Consider the following 20,113-nt stretch of genomic DNA (forward strand, 5'->3'; position numbering starts at 1 on the left):
AAGCTACCTCAAACGGAAATTCACCTAATGAGATAGCTTTTTAGACAAATATTAAAGATTTAGGTTATTCATTATAATTGTACTAGTTTTCCACTTTTCATTGATTTAAAACAAGCATCTATCACGTGCATATTCGCAAACGTATTATCAAAGCTAAGTTCACTCTTTATCTTTCCATCTAAAATTGCAGCAGAGATTACTTCAATCTGATTACGATATTGATCGGCATTAAGTGTCTCTGTTCTTGATATACCTGACTTTTCAACAATGACTAGTCCGTCACCACCGTTCCAATCCGGGCGATATGCTCGTGGAACAATGACTCTTCCTTCCGTGCCGACTACTTCATACTCACTTCTTCTCATTTGATTAAAGCTTGCATCAAAAACGGCCCTTCTACCAGAAGCAAATTCCATATACGTATAAACATCTGTATCAACTTTATATGTTTCATCATACTTAGCCTGGGTTTGAATGTGAGTTGGCTCTTCTCTCAGAATATTCCTTATTGAATGGATTGGGTAGCACCCAATATCGTAAATACAGCCTCCACCTTGATCATTCATTTTTATCGTATTTTCCTTATTTGCTAATAAAAATGAGAAGCTTGCACGCATATAGGATATCTCTCCTATTTCGCCAGAGTCAATGATTTGCCTCACACGCTCATGTTGAGGATGGAATTGATACATGAATCCTTCCATGAATATAACTCCATTCTGTTCGCAGGCTTCTTTCATTTCTATTACTTCATTTGCTGTTAAAGCAGCTGGTTTTTCACACAATATGTGCTTTCTTTTTTTCGCTGCTTCTATTACCCATTTTTTATGTAAATGATTCGGTAATGGTATATATACAGCATCAATTGAAGAGTCCTCTAATAAGGCATTATTGTTATCATATGCTTTTTCAATGCTAAATTTCTGTGCAACTTGCTGTGCTCTTTCAATCCCACTCCCGGTAGCAATTGCAGTAACTTTTGCATTTGTAGATCTTAGAAACGCGGGAATAAGCTCTTTCTGAGCAATCTTAGCTGTACTTAAAATACCCCAATTAACTATCGCCATCTCATTCACCTTCCGACTCAAATATTGTCATGGTTAAAGTCAATTACCCTATTACAAAGCCTTTCTATAAGAGCTTGTTCATGACTAATTACAAGTAGACCTATTTCCTTTTGCTTAACTATTTCTAATACAGCACTCCATATTTGCGCTTGAGTAATTGCGTCTAACATAGTCGTCATTTCATCTGCAATAATGAACTTCGTTTCATCATTTAACGCCCTCGCTACACAAAATCGTTGTAGTTCTCCGCCTGACAATTCATTGGGCCATCTATTCAACCATTCACGTTGAATTCCTAGTAACTCTAACAAATCCGGATTAATTTGACCACCTTCTTCTAAGATGGACTTCATCTTCCATTTTGGATTTACAGCTTTCTCAGGGTGCTGAAAGATAAGTTGCACCGGTTGATAACCTTTTTTCTGAACAGGTTCATGATCAATAGAAACAAGACCAGTATGTGGTTTTTCATAGCCAGAAAGAATTCTCGCAAATGTTGTTTTGCCACATCCACTTGGGCCCCTTAAACCAACAACCTCTCCAGATTGAAGCTGAAAATCAACATCTTGAAAAAGCCAAACATCTTTATAATAACGAAAGCTTACTTTTTTAGCTTCAAGTAGCATGAATACACCTAACCATTCCACCTCTTACAGTTTTAACTGCCGGTATTTGTAATGAACATTGTTCAGTAGCTAACTCACAGCGCGGTTCAAATAAACAGCCTTTCGGTAAAGCATGTGACAGAGGTTGAGAGCCTGGAATTGGTTTAAATTCATTTTGTGGCAATGCCCTCCATAACGCCTTTGTATAAGGATGACGCAAGGCTGCTCCTTTACCCGAAAAATCTTGAACCGGTGCTACCTCAACAATTGTCCCCGCGTAAAAAACGGCAATTCGATCAGCAATATGTAAAGCTGCCTCAATGTCGTGAGTAATTAGCATTACTGCGGTTCCCTCAAGCGCTAATTCTTTAAAGGATGATAATGCTTCCTTTACTACTGCTTGATCAAGACCTGGAGTGGGTTCATCAGCCACAATTACTTTCGCTCCACCAATAACAGCCGTCGACACTAGTACCCTTCTGGCCATTCCCCCAGATAACTCAAACGGATAGGCCTGCTCAACATGTGGTGCTAATTTAAACCTTCTAAATACACGCCGTTGATCCTTGATGTTAGTTTGATCTTTTACACTTGAGCGGACTTGTGCCCCCGTTTTCATTAATGGATTTAAGAAATTCACAGATTGAGGGACTAGGGCAATCTCCTTACCTCGAAGGTTGCTTAATTTAGTTTCATTTAGCTTTTCGCCCCTATACTTAATAGCACCAGTTACCATTGCATTAGCAGGTAGAATTCCAAGGATGGCATGAGCCAGTAGGCTTTTCCCTGAGCCACTTGACCCTACAACTGCCACTACCTCTCCTTTCTGAATAGATAAGGTTAAACTATGAATTACTTTTGTTTCTTTTTTCGTAAAGCCCTTCTCATACTGAGTAAATGACACTGATAAGTTATCTATTTCTAGAAGAGGCTCCAATTGATTTCCCCCTTCACCATCACTATTTATGTGCTTCATGTGGATTAAGTAGCATTCTTAACCGTTCTCCAAGAATATCAAATGACCTAACAATAATCAGTAAACTTAGGCCTGGGAATACGGCAAGCCACCACATTCCGGTTGATAGGTAACGCATTGATTCAGATAGAATAATCCCTATTGCCGGTTGATGAGGAGACAATCCCATCCCTAGAAAAGTGATAGCAGCTTCATGCAAGATCGCATGAGGAAATAACAGGAACAACCCAACGAAAAGCTGTGGGATGATGTGAGGCAATAAATGTTTTCTAGCGATAAACCAACGGGATTTTCCTAAGCGTTTTGATATCTCAACGTACTCTGCAGAACGTATTTGCATCACTTCAGCTCGGATTACTCTCGTCAAACTTGGCCAATGAGTTAATGCTAAACCAATAATAACACCCTTCACTCCGCCACCTGTTGCAAAAGCAATTAAAATTAAAATAACTAAATGTGGAACACTTAAGAATAGATCAACAAGCCACGAGATTATCCCATCTACAACTCGTCCCATTGTTGCAGCAAGTACACCTAATACAAAAGCAATCATTACACTTGCTGTAGCTGCAATTAATCCGACAGCAATACTCAAAGTCAAACCTTTGAATGTCCGCGTTAACATGTCTCGGCCTAACCAATCTGTTCCAAATGGATGAGCAAAACTAGGTGCGAGGTTGCGAAGCTCCAAGTGACTAGCAATCCGCTCACTACTTAAGAAAAGACCACTGAGCACTACACTTGTCAGTAATAAACTTACAATAACGAGCACTACAACACTTTTCTGCCGCTGATTTAATTGAAAGAAAGTAAAGACATTTTTTACTCTTACTCGGGTACTCATCGTCTTCTCCTCTCCTTCACACGCGGGTCAACAACACGATATATATAGTCAGCAATCGTGTTACCTACAAATACAAAGAAGGCACTAAAAATAACTAACCCTAATAGTAGAGGAACATCTCCTCTTATCCCTGCTTCAACAGTAGCTTGACCAAGGCCAGGATAGGAAAAAACTTGTTCTGCTATAACCGCTCCACCAAACAGCTCACCAAATGCGGCAAATTGTAACGTAATCGCTGGTAAAGCAATGTTTCTAAGACCATGTCGAATGAGTAGTGAAAAGCCTTTTTCTCCTTTAGCACGAGCAAATAAAATATAATCACTTGAAAGAACTTCGATTAACTTCTGTCTAGTGTGTAATGCGACATTGGCAACTCCTATAATACTTAGAGTTAAAGCTGGTAAGACAAGATGTTTTATTCGTTCACTAACCGTCACTTCTTCAGCTAATACACCTGCAGGAACTCCCATCCCAATTGGAAACCACCCTAAGGATACGGAGAAAATGAGCATAAGTAACAGCCCCATCCAAAAAGCTGGCGTTGACGCCAATGTATAACAGTACCATTTTATCAAATGATCAAGCCAAGAATCTTTTTTCATTGCTGCTGTGATTCCAAGTACAAATCCAATTAGTCCTGAAAACACCCATGCTGTCAACATTAGAACCAAGGAATTAAGAAACTTTTCCTTAATGACATCTGAAACAGGCTGACGGTAAATCATTGAGGTTCCTAAATCCCCCGCAAAACAGACGAACTCCAACTTATAAATTGCTGCGCTGGATTTTTGTCCAGTCCCCAAGCTTCAGTAATCTGTTCTCGCTGTTCTGGACCTACTCTCATCATATCTGCACCGATATATGCTTGAATCGGATCAACCGGTGAATAGCTAATCAGAATAAAGGATAGCAAACATACAGCAAATAAGAGAGTCGCCAACCTAAAGCTTTTATTTATCAGAAAGGTTACCGTAAGGATAAAAAAGCCTTTTACTCTGTCCATTTCCACTCAACAATATTATCTGTAATTGGCCAACCATGAGTATGTGGTTGTATTTTTTGTTTCCCGATATCGAGTTTATCAGCTACTAAGTATAAATGGCTCATATTGACAAGCCATGCCCATGGCGCGTCTCCATTGGCACTAATTCCTGTCTCACCATCCCATTGTGCTAGCTTCCAATATTCAATAGCCTCATCTTCTGTATGTGCCTGTAAAGCTTGTTCCAAATATTGCTCTACAACAGGATTATGATAGTATCCTGGATTGAACCAATCTACACCAGCATTGAATCCACTATATACATGATACATCTCGATTGGATCATGACTTCCCCAACCCATAAGCACTGCATTAGAGTGCATTAATTTTTCTATTTCATCCCAACTTTTACCTTCAACATTTACATGAATACCTAATGATTGAATCATATCAGCAACAGTAATCGCTAATGATTGCCTAGTAACATCACTAGATGGATATAACAAAGTAAATTCCGCTTTTACCGTATCCTTTTCAAGCATTCCATCTCCATTATGGTCTTGCCAACCAGCTTCAAATAGGAGCGCTTTTGCCTTCTTTAGTTCATTATCACTAAATACTGTTTCCGCGTTCCACCAAGGTAGTTGATCTGCTACTGAATAAGCAGGTGTTCCATACCCTTCTAATACTCCATCCACTAATGCTTGTCTATTGATAACTAAATTAATTGCCTGACGTATCGCTACATCAGAAGTCACATCATTGCCAATCGGATATCCTTCATCTGTTTTTTCCCCAGCTTGTACATACGGAAACATAATCCCTCTGTTATCAACACTTGGGATTTCCTCTAGCCGCATACCAGGAACTTCTTGCAGACTAAATGAAGCAGGGATAAATGCCATATCAACCTGATTAGACCTTGCAGCACCAAAAGCTGCATCTTCATTTAAAAATAAGAAAGTTATTTTCTCAAAGAAGGGCTTTGTGTCATAATATTCGTCATTCACTTCTACGATTAGCTGCTGCCCTTTATCCCATTGAATTAATTTATAAGGCCCTGAACCAACAGGATTTTGTGCGTAACCTTCATGATAATCATGCTTAGGTACGATCCCCATTGTAATAAGAGAATGGACGAATGTAGACTGCGGACTATGTAAATGAAATTCAACCGTATGTTCATCGACAACCTCTACTTGATCAAGAATCGTTAAATCTAATACAGACCCACTAGATTTCGCTGTCTCAAACGTAAATTGTACATCTTCAGTAGTCAGCGGCTCTCCATCTGAAAACCTTACATCATTGCGAATAGTAACCGTCCAAGTTAAACCATCTTCACTTACCTCATAATTAGCTGCTAAATCATTAACAATCTCTAGGTCCTGATCTCTTTTTAATAGAGTACTTTGAAATAGCGGAGAACCATAACGTCCCCACCCTGTTGTTGGATCAAACCCGGCCTCAGGTTCTGGCCCAATCGCTAACGTCAATTCTTTATTACTTTTAACGGAATCCATCTCTTGACCCGCACCTTCATTCTCTTGTTCAGAGCACGCACTTAACAACAAAGTCAAAACAAAGGAAAATATAACTAATCCCTTCAAATTCACATTCAATCATCCTCACTCCAATCAATACTCTTAAGTTGATATTATACTATAGTACACTATTATCATAACGGTAAAAATACTTCTGATCTATTTACTATAAATATTCGATTCGCTGAAAGAACTCTAACTTATGCCCTTATCCCATAGGAAAAAACTCGTAATCTTTTATCATTACGAGCTTTCTCCTTTACACCATTAAGTTATATTACGCTTTATTAGCCGATCCAAAATCACGTATTTTACCAGTTACAGTCTCTTTTATCGCCTCACGTCCAGGTCCGATAAACTTACGTGGATCATAGACTTCTGTATCGTTCTTTAACACTTCACGAGCTACTTTCGTAAAGGCAATTTGATTCTCTGTATTTACATTAATCTTTGCCGTTCCAAGAGAAATTGATTTTTGAATTTGCTCCGTCGGAATTCCTGTTCCGCCATGTAATACTAGTGGTAAGCCTGTAGCATTACAAATCTCTTCCATTTCTTTAAAACCTAAATTTGGTTCTCCTTTATACGGACCATGAACAGAGCCTAGTGCAGGTGCAAGACAATCAATCCCTGTTAGTTGAACTAACTTTTCACACTCACGAGGATCTGCGTATATAACACCTTCTGCTATAACATCGTCTTCTTGACCTCCAACCGTACCAAGTTCAGCTTCTACGGATACACCACGTGCGTGAGCATATTCTACAACTTTCTTGGTTGTCTCTACATTTTCTTCAAATGGATGATGTGATGCATCAATCATTACAGAAGTAAAGCCGGCATCGATTGCTTCTTTGCATTTTTCAAAGCTGGAACCATGATCTAAATGTATGGCAACAGGAACTGTTACAGGCATTTCTTCCATAAGTGCTTCAACCATTGCAGTAATCACTTTAAATCCACCCATATAACGAGCTGCACCTTCAGAAACTCCTAATATTACTGGTGACTTTTCTTCTTCAGCCGCAGATAAAATTGCTTGAGTCCATTCTAAATTATTAATATTGAATTGACCAACTGCATAGCCTTCCGCCAACCCCTTATCTAACATTTCTTTCATTGATACTAGCGCCATTTATATGTCCTCCTAAAAAGTCTCTCAGACTATTCTAATAGTTGTCTTACTAAGCTTTCTTACAAGCTTAACGGATTGCTTTGAATTGTTTAACGACATTTTCAACTGTAAATCCATATTCTTCTAACAACTTACCTGCTGGTGCTGATGCCCCAAATTGATCTATAGCCAACACGTCACCCGCATCTCCTACATATTTGCTCCATCCTAATGATGAACCCATCTCAATTCCAAGACGAACCTTAACATTCTTAGGTAAAACTTCTTCTTTATATTCTGCTGATTGTTTCTCAAAACGATCCCAGCTTGGCATACTCACGACAGAAACAAAAATACCTTCCTTTTCTAACTCTTTTTGAGCGTTAAACGCCAATGATACCTCTGACCCTGATGCAAGCAGCAAACCACTCCCTTCGCCTTTAGCTACCGATACTACATATGCACCTTTACTAACACCCTCATAAACAACTGTATCACTTGCAGCGAGTGTTGGTAAATCTTGACGAGTTAAAACTAAAGCAGTTGGTGTATCTGTGCTTTCAATCGCTAATCTCCATGCTGCTACGGTCTCTTTTGCATCAGCAGGACGAATAGTTGAAACTCCCGGCATAGCACGTAACGATGCTAATTGCTCAACAGGTTCATGTGTAGGTCCATCTTCACCTACAGCAATACTATCATGTGTAAATACATACGTTACTGGTAATTTCATTAAAGCAGCTAAACGAATGGCTGGGCGAAGATAATCAGAAAATACGAAGAACGTAGCACCAAATACTTTCATTCCACCATGGATTGCCATCCCATTCATAGCAGCTCCCATTGCAAACTCACGTACCCCAAACCAGACATTACGAGCAGCAAAGCTATCAATTCCATAATTCTTCTCAGAGGCAATAAGTGTTTTGTTTGATCCTGCTAAGTCAGCAGAGCCCCCAATTAATTGTGGTATTGAATTAGCCGCTGCATTGAGCGCTTTTCCAGAAGAAGCACGTGTAGCCACCTTTTCCCCTTCTTTAAAAGTAGGTAACTCCCCTTCCCAATTATCTGGAAGTTTTCCGGCTAAAGCCGCTTCAAATTGATTTGCTAATTCCGGATATGCTTTTTTATATTTCTCGAAAAGTTCATTCCAAACCGCTTCTTTTTGTTGACCGTTCTTTGTAAATGTCTCGAAATGTTTTGCAGCTTCTTCCGGAACATAGAACGGTTCTTCGTGTTTCCAATTATAAGCTTCTTTCGTTAATTGAATTTCATCTTTACCAAGTGGCGCACCATGAGAAGCAGACTTACCAGATTTATTTGGCGAACCAAAACCAATTACTGTCTTCACTTCAATTAGTGTTGGACGATGTAAATCTGCTTTTGCTTCTTGTAATGCTTTCTGAATTGAATCTAAATCATTTCCATCTTCGACACGAATTACTTGCCAACCATAAGCTTTAAATCGATCTTCTACACTTTCAGAGAATGATAGATTTAAATCTCCGTCTAAAGAAATATCATTTGAGTCATACATCACAACTAGACGGCCCAGTTTTAAGTGCCCAGCTAGTGAAGCCGCTTCTGCTGAAACACCTTCCATTAGATCTCCATCACCACAAATACTATATGTAAAGTGATCAACAAGATCATAACCTTCTTTGTTGTAAGTTGCAGCAAGGTGTCTTTCTGCCATAGCCATCCCTACAGCCATTGCAATTCCTTGTCCTAGAGGACCTGTTGTTGCTTCCACACCCGGGGTATGCCCTAACTCTGGGTGTCCAGGTGTCTTACTTCCCCATTGACGAAAACTCTTTAAATCTTCCATCGTTACATCGTAGCCGAATAAATGAAGCATGCTGTATAACAACATTGAACCATGACCCGCAGACAATACAAAACGATCTCGATTAAACCAATTCGGGTTAACTGGGTTATGATTCATTTCCTTAGCCCATAACGTATAAGCCATTGGAGCAGCTCCCATTGGCATACCGGGATGCCCCGAGTTTGCCTTTTCAATTCCATCAATTGATAACGTTCTAATTGTGTTAATAGCTAGTTGATCTAATTCCTTCTTATCCATAGTTGTTTGCATTATTAATAGCTCCTTTTTATCCTTCATCTATACAACACTAGCAATGCTAGCTTGAAAAAATGCCTTATTATCTTGTAATAATAGCCTACCTGATCCTTCATTGGATTTGCTCCAATTAATGGCCTCAAAAGCAATATGTTTTGCTAGAAGGCGATCAATGGCCGTAGGAGATTTACCCATACATTGCGCTTCGTCGACCTTGGTAAAGCTCCACGAAATTTCATTCAAATTTGCAAGTAAATGATTCTCAACCGTTTTTAAATCGACACGATCATCAAAAATGAGAAAAGAATGATTTTTTTCAGATCTGATCTTATCGTTTATAACTCCAAACAAATCCTCAGTGGAATCAACTTCCCAATAGCAGATTAAATCTCCAATCGTAATAGCTAGATCTTTTGCTAAATTACTTCCATCCACACCAGGTACTTGTACGCCAAAAAGACGGAATTGATCATGTCTACAAGATGAAATCGTATCTTCAATTTTATAAATATCTTCAACAACGGCATTCAAAGCAGAATCATAGCCAAGGGATTGTTTCGATTCTGTAATGTCATTATATATGGACACAGGAATAAACAAGGCTCTTATCTTTAATTCGTTTGTGAGATGTTCAAAAAAGTGATAAGCCTTTCTTCCTCCTAATACGAAAACTGCATCATACATAAGTAAATCTGTTTCTTCTAACGAAATAGGAGCCCGCGGAGCCTAACAACGCAATAGTTTACCACCATAAGTGCGCCAATTAATTAAATCTTCTTTTACAATCTGCTTATGATTCTTTTTTTCCTCAATTGCATAAAGCTGGTGATCTTTTATGAGTTGATTGACAATGTCATAAGTTAATTGATTTACAATTGAATAACCCGATTCTATATTAATCATTCCAATTTTCATTAAATCCCTCCTCCCATTTCACGACAAATATTAAAATACAACCACTTGTAATAATCGAACTATTCAGTTAATTACTGATCCATTTGATTGTTAATTTGTTTCCAAACTTGTTCATATACTTTTTTTATCGGAAGTTGATATACGTCTGCAACTTTCTTACAATCTTCAAATTCTGGTGATCTCTGAACAATTTCTCCCTTATATATTCCTTCCTTGACAGTGATCGGTCCCCACTGTGTGAGGACTTTTCTAAACTGCCTTTCCAAACGATGTACGGTTACCGGATAATATCGTATTCCTAGAGTCGTCGTTTCTCTAAAAAGTATATCTTCCATTTTTCGTACGTTATCTTGTGAACAAAGTAACTGGAGCAACGTAGCTGGTCTATTTTTTTTCATATAGATGGGGGTATAGAAAACATCATTCGCCCCTTGTTCAAATAATAGATCCATTACATAACCAAGCCATTCCCCAGGTATATCGTCGAGGTTCACTTCCATTTTTACCATTAAGTCATCAATATGCTCATTGTTAGGAGGGGGCTGTCGATACACCTTTCAAAAACTCCTCTCTGCTAGAATTCTTCGCCAATGACTAAACGCAGTACATTCGGGTGATCTTTAAAAGTCTTCGTTCCTGCTCCATAACCGACTTCAATTACTTTCATTGTTGGCAATGAACAGAATTCTTCTACAAGAACGGATGCAATTGCTGCTCCAGTCGGAGTTGTTAACTCCGCTTTCACCTCACTCTGAACAACTGGTAATTGTTTCAACATCTCTAATGTAGCAGGTGCTGGCACAGGGTAAACACCATGGTCTATTCGAATTTTTCCTGTACCTACAGGAATGGGAGCAGATTTAACCTTCCCAATCTCCATCTTCTCTAGCAAGATAGCAACCCCAACAATATCAATTATTGAATCTACAGCACCAACCTCGTGAAAGTGAACCGTTTCTAAAGGTTCATTATGAATTCTACCTTCTGCGACGCCGATCTTTTTAAAAATATTCAAAGCTGTCTCTTTCACTTGTTGCGATAAATCAGTAGCATTAATGAGTGTAACAATGTCTTTATATGATCTGTGATGGTGATGTCCACCATGAGTGTGGTTGTGATTATGATCATGTCCATGACTGTGTTCATGTCCATGACTGTGTTCATGACTATGACTATGTTCATGTCCATGACTGTGTTCATGCTCTTCCGTTTTTAATAACACATCAAACTTGGTACTAGTTATACCATTTTTGACTACTTTATTTGACACTAATTCATATTCCTCATCAATCTTGAGCTTAGTTAATTCCTTCTTTAGCTCAGAGAAATCTCCTCCTGCATCAAGAAGAGCACCGATCATCATATCTCCACTAATTCCAGAAAAACAATCTATATAAAGTGTTTTCATGCATCCTTTGCCCCTTTTTGCGCTAATTGATAAATTAGTGCAGCGTTATATGCTCCTCCAAATCCATTATCAATATTGACAACACTTATTCCTGAGGCACAAGAATTTAGCATTGTTAAGAGCGCCGACAAACCTTGAAAATTAGCCCCATAACCTATACTTGTCGGTACGGCAATAACTGGATGGGAAACAAGTCCTCCAATAACACTAGGCAAAGCACCTTCCATACCAGCTACAACTACCGAAACGGTTGCCTGTTGAATTTCTTGATAATGATCAAATAACCGGTGTATACCAGCCACCCCAACATCATAAATTCGATGAACTTCGCACCCTAGAGCTTCTGCAGTAATAGCAGCTTCTTCAGCCACATTTAAATCTGAAGTACCAGCACAAATGACATTTATATATCCGTGGCCGTTTTTTGGAATTTCCTTCTTCCATAATAAAATTCGTGCCGCTTCATGGTATTGAAACTCTGGACAAACTAAAATAACTTTCTCTGCTTTTTCTTTAGAAATTCTTGTCACAAGTACGTTGTTATTATGGTTTCTTAATGACTGGATAATAGAAATGATTTGCTCTGGTGTTTTCCCTTCTCCATAAACAATCTCAGGAAACCCTTGTCTTTTCTTCCTATGATGATCCACTTTGGCAAAGCCAAGATCTTCATAGGTTGCTAATTTAGTCCGCGCTTCGTCTATACTTAACGTACCATTTTGAACTTGTTTTAAAATATCTTCTAACATTTTGAACACTCACTTTACTATTAAAATGATTACTCCCTAATTTATCATTTGTTAGAAGAATTTAAAAATACTTCGATAAGTCTCTGCCTAGTTTTTCGTATTTGCTGTAAATTTCTTTATAAACTAGGTGGTTTTGCTTATTCGGTTTAATGACATCACCCATTGGAACATTCTTCTTAATCTCTTCGAAGGAGTCAACTTTTCCAATCGAGACTAGACCAGTCCAAGCCGCTCCCCATGCAGCACTATGGTGGCTTTCAGGAACATATACTTCCTTATCAAAAACATCAGCTAACATTTGAAGCCATAATGGAGACCTTGACAACCCTCCATTTACATAAAGCTTGTTAGGCTCACCAGCAATCCGTTCTAGAGCTTGTCCAATTTGGTATAAATTAAATGTAATTCCTTCTAATACTGCACGGACAAAATGTTGTTTCTTATGTGTAATAGTTACTCCAAAAAAGTTTCCTTTTGCCTGTTGATTCCATAAAGGCGCTCTCTCACCATTAATATAAGGGTGAAACAATATCCCTTCTGCCCCTGGTAACACTTGCTCGGCTTCTTTTGTTAGTTCATCAAAGCTTCCTTCATAATTAAGTAACTCTTTCAACCACTGAAGGGCAATTCCTCCATTATTTGTAGGTCCTCCAATAATGGAGTATTCTTTTGAAAAAGCATAGCAAAATGTCTCATGTTTATGATCTATAGATGCATTTTTGGAGAATTGTCTAATTGCTCCACTCGTTCCAGCGGTTATTGCTACCTCACCTGGTAAGATTGCTCCAATTCCTAAATTCGCTAATTGGCCATCAGCAGATCCAATGACAAATGGAACATTAACATTTATGCCCATTTCCATTGCAATCTCACTTTTGAATCCTTTTATACATTCTGTCGGTGGAACAATTGTTGAAAGCTGTTCTTTAGAAACTGCTGCGATTTCCAGTGCTTCTTCGTCCCATTGGAAACTGTTAAGGTTAAACAAACCTGTAGCCGATGCCATTGCAAAATCAACAACTCTTTGACCGAACCATTTTAAAATGACAAATTCCTTGATTGACATAAAGTGAGCAGCTTGCTGATAAGGCTCATATCTGTTTTCTTTCATCCAGATTAGCTTAGTTAACGGAGACATCGGATGATTAGGCATACCCGTCTTTTGATAAAGCTTAAAACCTTCCAGTTGTTTTAATTTTTCTGCTTGCTCCGTACTTCGACCATCCGCCCAAATAATAGCTCTGCCTAAAGCATCGCCATCATGATCAACACAAATTAAAGAATGCATCGCACTTGAAAACCCTACGGTCAAAAGTTCATCTTCTTTTATTTGCGCTTTTTCTACAGCAGAACGAACAGCAAGAACTGCTAGACGTTCAATTTCATTTGGATCTTGTTCAACCCAGCCAGTCTGAGGATAATAAGAAGTAATCATCTCCTCAGCTTCTGCGACCACATTTCCTTGTAAATTGAACACGACCGCTTTTGCGCTCGTAGTACCAAGGTCAAGTCCTATTACCAACTCTCTTGACATTTTGCATCTTCCTCTTCAAAAAATTGTAATTAGATACGAAACAGACAACTAAACGTTTGCCATCTGAAAATACTCTTTATGATTACGAAATGTTTATGATAGAACTTTATTCATACTACCACTCTGATAGCCAATTAAATCCAATGTAACATATTTATAACCATAAGTTTGTAACTCCTTTGAAATAGCTTCATGATTGTCTAACACCATTTTCATGTCTTTTGGTTCGACTTCAATTCTCGCCATTTCCTGATGAGTTCGCACTCTAACTTGACGAATACCGTGCGATTTCAAATATGCTTCAGCTTTTTCAACTTTCGTAAGCTTCTCTTTCGTAATTGTTTCGCCATATGCAATCCTTGAAGATAAACATGCAAATGAAGGTTTATCCCATGTCGGTAAACCAAATTGCTTAGAGAGCTCTCTTATTTCTTGCTTAAATAGTTGAGCCTCCTGCAACGGACCACGAACTCCCTTTTCCTTCGCAGCTTTCATTCCCGGTCGATGTTCATTCATGTCGTCTGATATGACTCCATATACTACATTTTCGTAGCCTTTTTCTTCCATAACAGGAATTAAAAGCTCAAACAAACTATTCTTACAAAAGTAGCACCGATTTTTATCATTTTCTGTATAACCTGGAATTGCCAATTCAGAAGTTTCTATAACTTGATGCTCTACTCCAATCCTCTTAGCTAATTCTTTTGCTTCCAATAATTCAGATGATGGATAAGTCTCAGAATCTGCAGTTACCGCTAATACCCGCTCACTTCCTAATGCATCGACAGCTGCTTTTAATAAGAATGTACTATCAACACCACCAGAAAAAGCTACTACAACCGACTTCATTTCTTGGAGAATTGAAACTAACTTCTGATATTTATCTTTAACCATTGGCCTCTCCCTTCTAAAACGTACAGCTAACTTCATTTTTTTCAATCTAGTTCATATTAGAACTAGGTTAGATTGTCATACTACCGAAACCACCGTCCACTCTAATAAGTGCACCTGTTACAAAGCTTGATGCCTTATCAGATGAAAGCCAAACAGCTGCACCTTGAAGTTCATCTGGCTCACCAAAGCGATTCATCGGAGTGTGGTTCATAATCGATTGAACTCGTTCTTCACTTAATATTTTACGATTTTGCTCCGCTGGGAAAAATCCTGGAATGATTGCATTTACACGGATGCCATGTGGAGCAAATTCTCTCGCAAGGAACTGTGTCATGCTATTTACACCGGCTTTAGAAACAGAGTATGTGAATACTTTTGATAGTGGTGTAGTTGAAGAAACGGACGAAATGTTTATAATACTCCCTTTTCTTTCTTGCTCAATCATTTTCTTTGCAAAGATTTGACAAGTAACAACAATTCCCTTTAAATTAACATCCATAATATCATCCCACTCATCCATCTCTAAGTCAAAAAATGGAGTCGCACTATTTTTTCCTGGTGCATTTAGAACGATATCCCATCCGCCAGACCATTGCTCAATTTCACTTGCTGCCTTTTCTAAAGATTCGCGGGAACTAACGTCAGCAACAAATGCTTTGGCAGTTCCACCGTTCTCTTCGATTTCTTGAACAACTTGATTGGCTTTTTCAAGGTTTCGTCCAAGAATGGCTACTTTTGCACCATGTTCTGCTAATCCTTTTGAAATAGAAGCTCCTAAAACACTATTTCCTCCAATTGCTACAGCTGTTTTACCAGATAAATCAAATAAATTTCCCATTTTGTTCTCCCCTTAATAAAATATGGTTTTGAAAATTAATTTAAAATAAGCATCTTATTTTAGGTTTCCATTTAGATCAAATTCAGGTTCAAATAAATCAGAGGACTGCTCCAATTGCGGATGACTAGCAATATGATCTAACAAAGCTTCCGACACTTCTATTTCCCCAATTTCTAAAGTATTTTTTATCCTCACTAGTTTTACTTTTGAAAAGTCTAAAATATTACATGTTTTTACCGCTGCTTGAATAGCTTCCTTATCATTTGCTAATGTTGTTGCAATTTTCGTAGGCGCAACAACTGTCGACGTTAATCCGTTCGCATAAGTGAACTCACGATTCATCTTATCGACAAGACGCTGTGTTGTAAAATCGGCCGTCCCTACACCATTTGCATTCCCTTCTGTTTCAGGGGTTAAATCTAATACAACCATCTTATTTACTTCTGGTCCTCCATGAGCATATGGTGTTGGATATCGACCGGTTATGTTAGGATCCATACCATCACCGCTTATGTTCTTACCTATCTCATCAATTACAAGAACATCAATTTGTTCAAAGAATAGTTTAGGTAACAATTGTTTAGCTAATGATTGTAATTCTGGTTCTTTTGCTTCGATTTCTTCAGCTGCTATAACTTCAACTCTTGCTACTTTATCAAAAGCATTTTCTAAAGTAGCTACACCAAACAAAATTGGTGTTTTATCCATCATCATTTTTGCCATTGCCGGTACATTTTCAGCCATATATTTGAAGCCAAGCTGATGGCAGGCTTCAGCACCTTTTTGTTTTCCAAGCCCAATGCTAATCATTTTCATCAGACCACTTTCAACTTTACCTCGAAAGGCAGTATGAGGCTTGATACGGTTTATGACAACAATACCATCTGCTTTCGAAGCATACTTATCAATATAAACAGGTAAGCCATTTTCTAACTCACCAAGCTTGATTACCTCCATTGAAGATCGAATTTCAGCGTCCACACTTTCTTCTGTTACACCAAGATGCGCTAATACTTCTCGTTGCCCTTCAGCAGTTGCACCTCCATGACTTCCCATGCTTGGAACGATAAAAGGTTTAGCACCTAGATCCTTTAAAAATTTAACTGTACCAGCAGTAATCTCCACGAGCCGATCCATCCCTCTGCTTCCAACAGCTATAGCAACCTCCATGCCAGGTTTAATTTTCTTTGTGATTAAATCTTGATGTAAGCTCTCTTGTAACACTTCATCAATGTTTTCAATCTTGCTGTCATCAAAGTGCTGTTTTACTTTAGCCATCTTGGGCACTGGAATATCTTTTAATAAATCTTGAAGGATTCCCATAATTTAAACTTTCACTCCTTAAGTAATTAGCTTATAATCTCTTGATAACCAGTTAGTCGTGTTAACGATTAAGCAAAGTATCTCTTCGCATTGTTAAAGCTAATATTTTCTACCATTCGTTCAAGTGAATCATGGTCACTTGGCGCTTTTCCGTCTTCAACCCATTCTCCAATCAGATTACACAAGATACGACGGAAATAATCATGTCGCACAAATGAAAGAAGGCTTCGTGAATCCGTCAACATTCCAACAAAGTGACTCAACAGCCCTAAATTTCCTAGATCTTTTAATTGCTTTTCCATGCCATCAATATGGTCGTTAAACCACCAAGCAGACCCAAATTGCACTTTACCTGGAATTCCAGCCTCATAGAAGTTTCCTGTCATTGTTGCTAGTACGTAATTATCACGAGGATTTAAGTTATAAAGGATCGTCTTCGGCAACGCATCAACTTGATCTAGTGCATCTAAGAACTGAGCTAAACCTTCAGCCAGTCTTGCATCTCCAATTGAATCAAATCCTGAATCAGCCCCTAATACATGAAACATTTTTGTATTATTATTTCGGATAGCTCCAATATGAAGTTGCATGACCCATTTTTTTTCTGCATACATTTTCCCTAATTCTAGAAGCAAGAATGATTGATAAGCAACAATTTCTTGATCCGATAGAGCGTTACCATTAAATCGTTTTGCAAAAATCTCTTCAGCTTCTACCTTAGATACGCCTTTGTAAACCATTTGAGACAAACCATGATCTGAAGCACGACAGCCCATTTGATCAAAGAAGTCTACGCGTTGCTTCATTGCAACTAATAATTCATCTAATGACGTCACTACTTGACCAGATACACTTTCTAATTTCTTTAACCAATCATGAAAAGTTGGTTTCTCTAGGAAAAGGGCACCATCAGGTCTAAAGGTAGGCGCAATGGTTGCTGTAAATGCTTCATCGTTCGTTAATAACTCATGATACTCTAACATTGAAATTGGATCATCAGTTGTTCCAATAAATTGGACATTAGACCTTTCAACAAACTTCCTAGGAGAAAAGTCTGGATGTTGTAATTTTTCATTGCACTCTTCCCAAATTTCAAGAGCTGTTTCTGGAGTTAACACTTTTTCAATTCCGAAGAATGTTTTTAGCTCCATATGTGTCCAATGATATAGTGGGTTTCCAATTAAGTTTGGTACTGTCTCGGCCCATGCCTCAAATTTCTCCCAATCACTTGAATCACCTGTAATTAAATGCTCACTTATGCCATTAAGACGCATCGCTCTCCACTTGTAATGATCTCCAGCCAACCAAACTTGTGTCATATTTTCAAATGGTTTATCTTCCCAAATTTCTTTTGGATCAAGGTGACAATGAAAGTCATGAATTGGTTGTACCTTTGATTTTTCATAGAGCTTTTGAGCCGTTTCGCTTTTTAATAAAAAATCATCGCCTAAAAATTGCTTCATAAAAGAACTACCTCCTAATGGTATTATTTGTTATAATAAAACTTACCTATACTAAAATAACTAGTTTTAATAAATTACTTTTACATTTGATAATAATTTTTCATTTGAGGAATCATTAATTTGTTTACTAAACAAATTAATAACTGTAGAATATCATTGAACGTGTTTTTAGTCAATTAGATAATTCCTCTTCCCCCATATTTTCTATCGCTACAGTTAAATAGGAAATACTCCTGAAAAACTGTATAATAAGAATATATGTACCTAATTAAAACTAAACGCACTTTTATACATCTACTTTTTTTCAAAAAAATTTTGTGATACATTTGTTTCTACTTTAGGAGGTTGCATATGGTTACAGGTGATGCTGCTTATATTAAAAAAATAAATAGGAGTTTTTTAATAAGTAAAATCATAGAACATGGACTTATTTCGAGAGCGGAATTAGCCAAAATCACAGGCTTGAACAAAGCAACAATATCAGTTCAAGTTGCGGACATGTTGAGTGAAGAATTAATTGTTGAAACACAACAAGAACATAAAAACCTAGGAAGAAGACCAATCATGCTATCGTTAAATCGCAAAGCTGGTTATGCTTTAGGGATTGATCTAGACTATAAACAAATTACGTTTACTCTTACCGACTTGCTTGGTTCACCATTGTCTTCTGATACAGTCGACATACACATTTCTGATTATGAGCACGTACTTAGTATTTTAATTGAAAATATCCAACATTATCAAGATAAGTGTTCTGATAGCCATTATGGAATTGTTGGGGTTGTTGTTGGCATTCATGGAATTGTAACCGAGGATGAAATCATTAACTTTGTGCCTTCTCATAATTGGCATAACAAGAACTTAAAAGCGGATATTGAAAAAGGGACAGGCCTCTCTCCTCATATAGAGAATAACGCTAATTTATGCGCTTTTGCAGAACAGGTATATAATCATCATCAAAGCGTTAACCTGCTATGTGTTAGTTTGTATTCAGGAATCGGTCTTGGAATTATGATTAATGGAGAACTTTACGAAGGATATCATGGATATGCCGGAGAAATGGGACATATGATAGTTGTTCCACACGGTAAACCGTGTAAATGTGGCAATAAAGGTTGTTGGGAGCAATATGCATCGGAATCCATTTTCTTTAAGTTATTATCCGAGAGGCAAAACAAACCCGATTTGTCCTATTTAGATATTCAACAGTGGTTAAATGAACAAGAACCAAACACAAACCAAGAAATGAAAGAATACATTGAGTATTTATCCATTGGTCTTAATAACATTATTAATCTCTACAACCCTGAAACAATTGTTCTGAATAGTGAATTGTTAAAAATGCACAAGAATGCATTAAATGAAATCAAGGAAAGCCTCACTTCCTCTGTCAGTCACTTTCAAGAATTAATTATTTCAGATTTTGGAAAGGAAGCCTGTGTAATGGGCGCTTGTGCCTTGGCAATCAAGAATTTCCTTCAGATTCCAGAATTAAAATTTAATATTAATGATGAAGAGATACCTAAGATCCATGTCGAAGTCCCAAATTGGAAGTAATTTCTTTTTTCGAAAGCCCTTACTTAGATGAATTCCTAGTAAGGGCTTTTTTTTAATTGGTTGGCCTTTCCTTCATTTTATCAATGAACCGTACTTCTTATGTGTACGTTCTATTAGCTTACAACAACAATTTAACATTCAATCTATAACAAAATTTTTTCATAAATAGATTAACATCTGTAAAATTATCTGAATTCAACTTAAATTTGTCTATGTT

Annotated in this window: 18 protein-coding genes and 1 pseudogene; 1 reads left to right on the plus strand and 18 read right to left on the minus strand. The window is 37.7% G+C overall.

Features of this window, described 5'->3' with window-relative positions:
* Positions 1 to 71: 71 nt before the first annotated feature.
* The 18 genes and pseudogenes from BkAM31D_RS14715 to uxaC all read right to left on the minus strand — a co-directional run bounded on the left by BkAM31D_RS14715 (position 72) and on the right by uxaC (position 18,339).
* Positions 72 to 1,067 (minus strand): Gfo/Idh/MocA family protein, encoded by a 996-nt coding sequence (locus BkAM31D_RS14715; RefSeq protein WP_066150951.1) that lies wholly within the window; start codon positions 1,065 to 1,067, stop codon positions 72 to 74.
* Positions 1,068 to 1,084: 17 nt separating this feature from the next.
* Complete coding sequence (locus tag BkAM31D_RS14720) at positions 1,085 to 1,693, minus strand: ABC transporter ATP-binding protein (protein WP_066150955.1); 609 nt, start codon at positions 1,691 to 1,693, stop codon at positions 1,085 to 1,087.
* Positions 1,683 to 2,609 carry an ABC transporter ATP-binding protein gene (locus BkAM31D_RS14725; protein ID WP_371807162.1) on the minus strand — a complete coding sequence of 309 codons (927 nt, stop codon included), beginning with the start codon at positions 2,607 to 2,609 and terminating at the stop codon, positions 1,683 to 1,685. Before BkAM31D_RS14725 ends, BkAM31D_RS14720 begins: the two co-directional genes overlap by 11 nt.
* Positions 2,610 to 2,631: 22 nt before the next feature.
* Positions 2,632 to 3,492, minus strand: a complete 861-nt coding sequence (locus BkAM31D_RS14730) for an ABC transporter permease (protein ID WP_066150961.1) — start codon at positions 3,490 to 3,492, stop codon at positions 2,632 to 2,634.
* Positions 3,489 to 4,495, minus strand: a pseudogene (locus BkAM31D_RS14735) (ABC transporter permease). Before BkAM31D_RS14735 ends, BkAM31D_RS14730 begins: the two are co-directional and overlap by 4 nt.
* The gene (locus BkAM31D_RS14740; protein WP_371807206.1) at positions 4,483 to 6,084 is read right to left on the minus strand and encodes an ABC transporter substrate-binding protein; all 1,602 of its coding nucleotides are present in this window, start codon (positions 6,082 to 6,084) and stop codon (positions 4,483 to 4,485) included. Before BkAM31D_RS14740 ends, BkAM31D_RS14735 begins: the two are co-directional and overlap by 13 nt.
* A gap of 211 nt (positions 6,085 to 6,295) precedes the next feature.
* Complete coding sequence (locus tag BkAM31D_RS14745) at positions 6,296 to 7,153, minus strand: class II fructose-bisphosphate aldolase (RefSeq protein WP_066150970.1); 858 nt, start codon at positions 7,151 to 7,153, stop codon at positions 6,296 to 6,298.
* Between the two features lie 67 nt (positions 7,154 to 7,220).
* A complete protein-coding gene (gene tkt / locus BkAM31D_RS14750) occupies positions 7,221 to 9,230 on the minus strand; it encodes a transketolase (RefSeq protein WP_066150973.1) in 2,010 nt (669 codons plus the stop codon).
* Between the two features lie 27 nt (positions 9,231 to 9,257).
* Positions 9,258 to 9,899 carry a 6-phosphofructokinase gene (locus tag BkAM31D_RS14755; RefSeq protein WP_066150976.1) on the minus strand — a complete coding sequence of 214 codons (642 nt, stop codon included), beginning with the start codon at positions 9,897 to 9,899 and terminating at the stop codon, positions 9,258 to 9,260.
* Positions 9,900 to 9,941: 42 nt separating this feature from the next.
* Positions 9,942 to 10,130, minus strand: a complete 189-nt coding sequence (locus BkAM31D_RS14760; RefSeq protein ID WP_066150979.1) for a hypothetical protein — start codon at positions 10,128 to 10,130, stop codon at positions 9,942 to 9,944.
* A gap of 71 nt (positions 10,131 to 10,201) precedes the next feature.
* Positions 10,202 to 10,639: a nickel pincer cofactor biosynthesis protein LarC2 gene (gene larC2, locus BkAM31D_RS14765; RefSeq protein WP_066151141.1), complete on the minus strand. Its 438-nt coding sequence runs from the start codon at positions 10,637 to 10,639 to the stop codon at positions 10,202 to 10,204.
* A gap of 65 nt (positions 10,640 to 10,704) precedes the next feature.
* Complete coding sequence (larC, locus tag BkAM31D_RS14770; protein ID WP_066150982.1) at positions 10,705 to 11,538, minus strand: nickel pincer cofactor biosynthesis protein LarC; 834 nt, start codon at positions 11,536 to 11,538, stop codon at positions 10,705 to 10,707.
* Positions 11,535 to 12,287, minus strand: coding sequence for a nickel pincer cofactor biosynthesis protein LarB (larB, locus tag BkAM31D_RS14775; RefSeq protein WP_066150985.1), 753 nt, complete (start codon positions 12,285 to 12,287; stop codon positions 11,535 to 11,537). Before larB ends, larC begins: the two co-directional genes overlap by 4 nt.
* Positions 12,288 to 12,348: 61 nt before the next feature.
* Positions 12,349 to 13,821: a gluconokinase gene (locus BkAM31D_RS14780; protein WP_066150987.1), complete on the minus strand. Its 1,473-nt coding sequence runs from the start codon at positions 13,819 to 13,821 to the stop codon at positions 12,349 to 12,351.
* A 93-nt stretch (positions 13,822 to 13,914) separates the two neighbouring features.
* Positions 13,915 to 14,715 (minus strand): ATP-dependent sacrificial sulfur transferase LarE, encoded by an 801-nt coding sequence (gene larE, locus BkAM31D_RS14785; RefSeq protein WP_066150990.1) that lies wholly within the window; start codon positions 14,713 to 14,715, stop codon positions 13,915 to 13,917.
* Positions 14,716 to 14,782: 67 nt separating this feature from the next.
* Positions 14,783 to 15,553: an SDR family oxidoreductase gene (locus BkAM31D_RS14790; protein WP_066150993.1), complete on the minus strand. Its 771-nt coding sequence runs from the start codon at positions 15,551 to 15,553 to the stop codon at positions 14,783 to 14,785.
* Positions 15,554 to 15,607: 54 nt separating this feature from the next.
* Entirely contained in the window at positions 15,608 to 16,876 is a 1,269-nt protein-coding gene (locus BkAM31D_RS14795; protein ID WP_066150997.1) for a nickel pincer cofactor-dependent isomerase, group 22, read from the minus strand.
* A gap of 68 nt (positions 16,877 to 16,944) precedes the next feature.
* The gene (uxaC, locus tag BkAM31D_RS14800; RefSeq protein WP_066151000.1) at positions 16,945 to 18,339 is read right to left on the minus strand and encodes a glucuronate isomerase; all 1,395 of its coding nucleotides are present in this window, start codon (positions 18,337 to 18,339) and stop codon (positions 16,945 to 16,947) included.
* A 351-nt stretch (positions 18,340 to 18,690) separates the two neighbouring features.
* On the opposite strand from uxaC, the gene BkAM31D_RS14805 reads away from it, so the two are divergent.
* Positions 18,691 to 19,896 (plus strand): ROK family transcriptional regulator, encoded by a 1,206-nt coding sequence (locus BkAM31D_RS14805; protein WP_066151003.1) that lies wholly within the window; start codon positions 18,691 to 18,693, stop codon positions 19,894 to 19,896.
* Positions 19,897 to 20,113: the final 217 nt, after the last annotated feature.

This window comes from Halalkalibacter krulwichiae (genome assembly GCF_002109385.1).
GTDB lineage: Bacteria > Bacillota > Bacilli > Bacillales > Bacillaceae_D > Halalkalibacter > Halalkalibacter krulwichiae.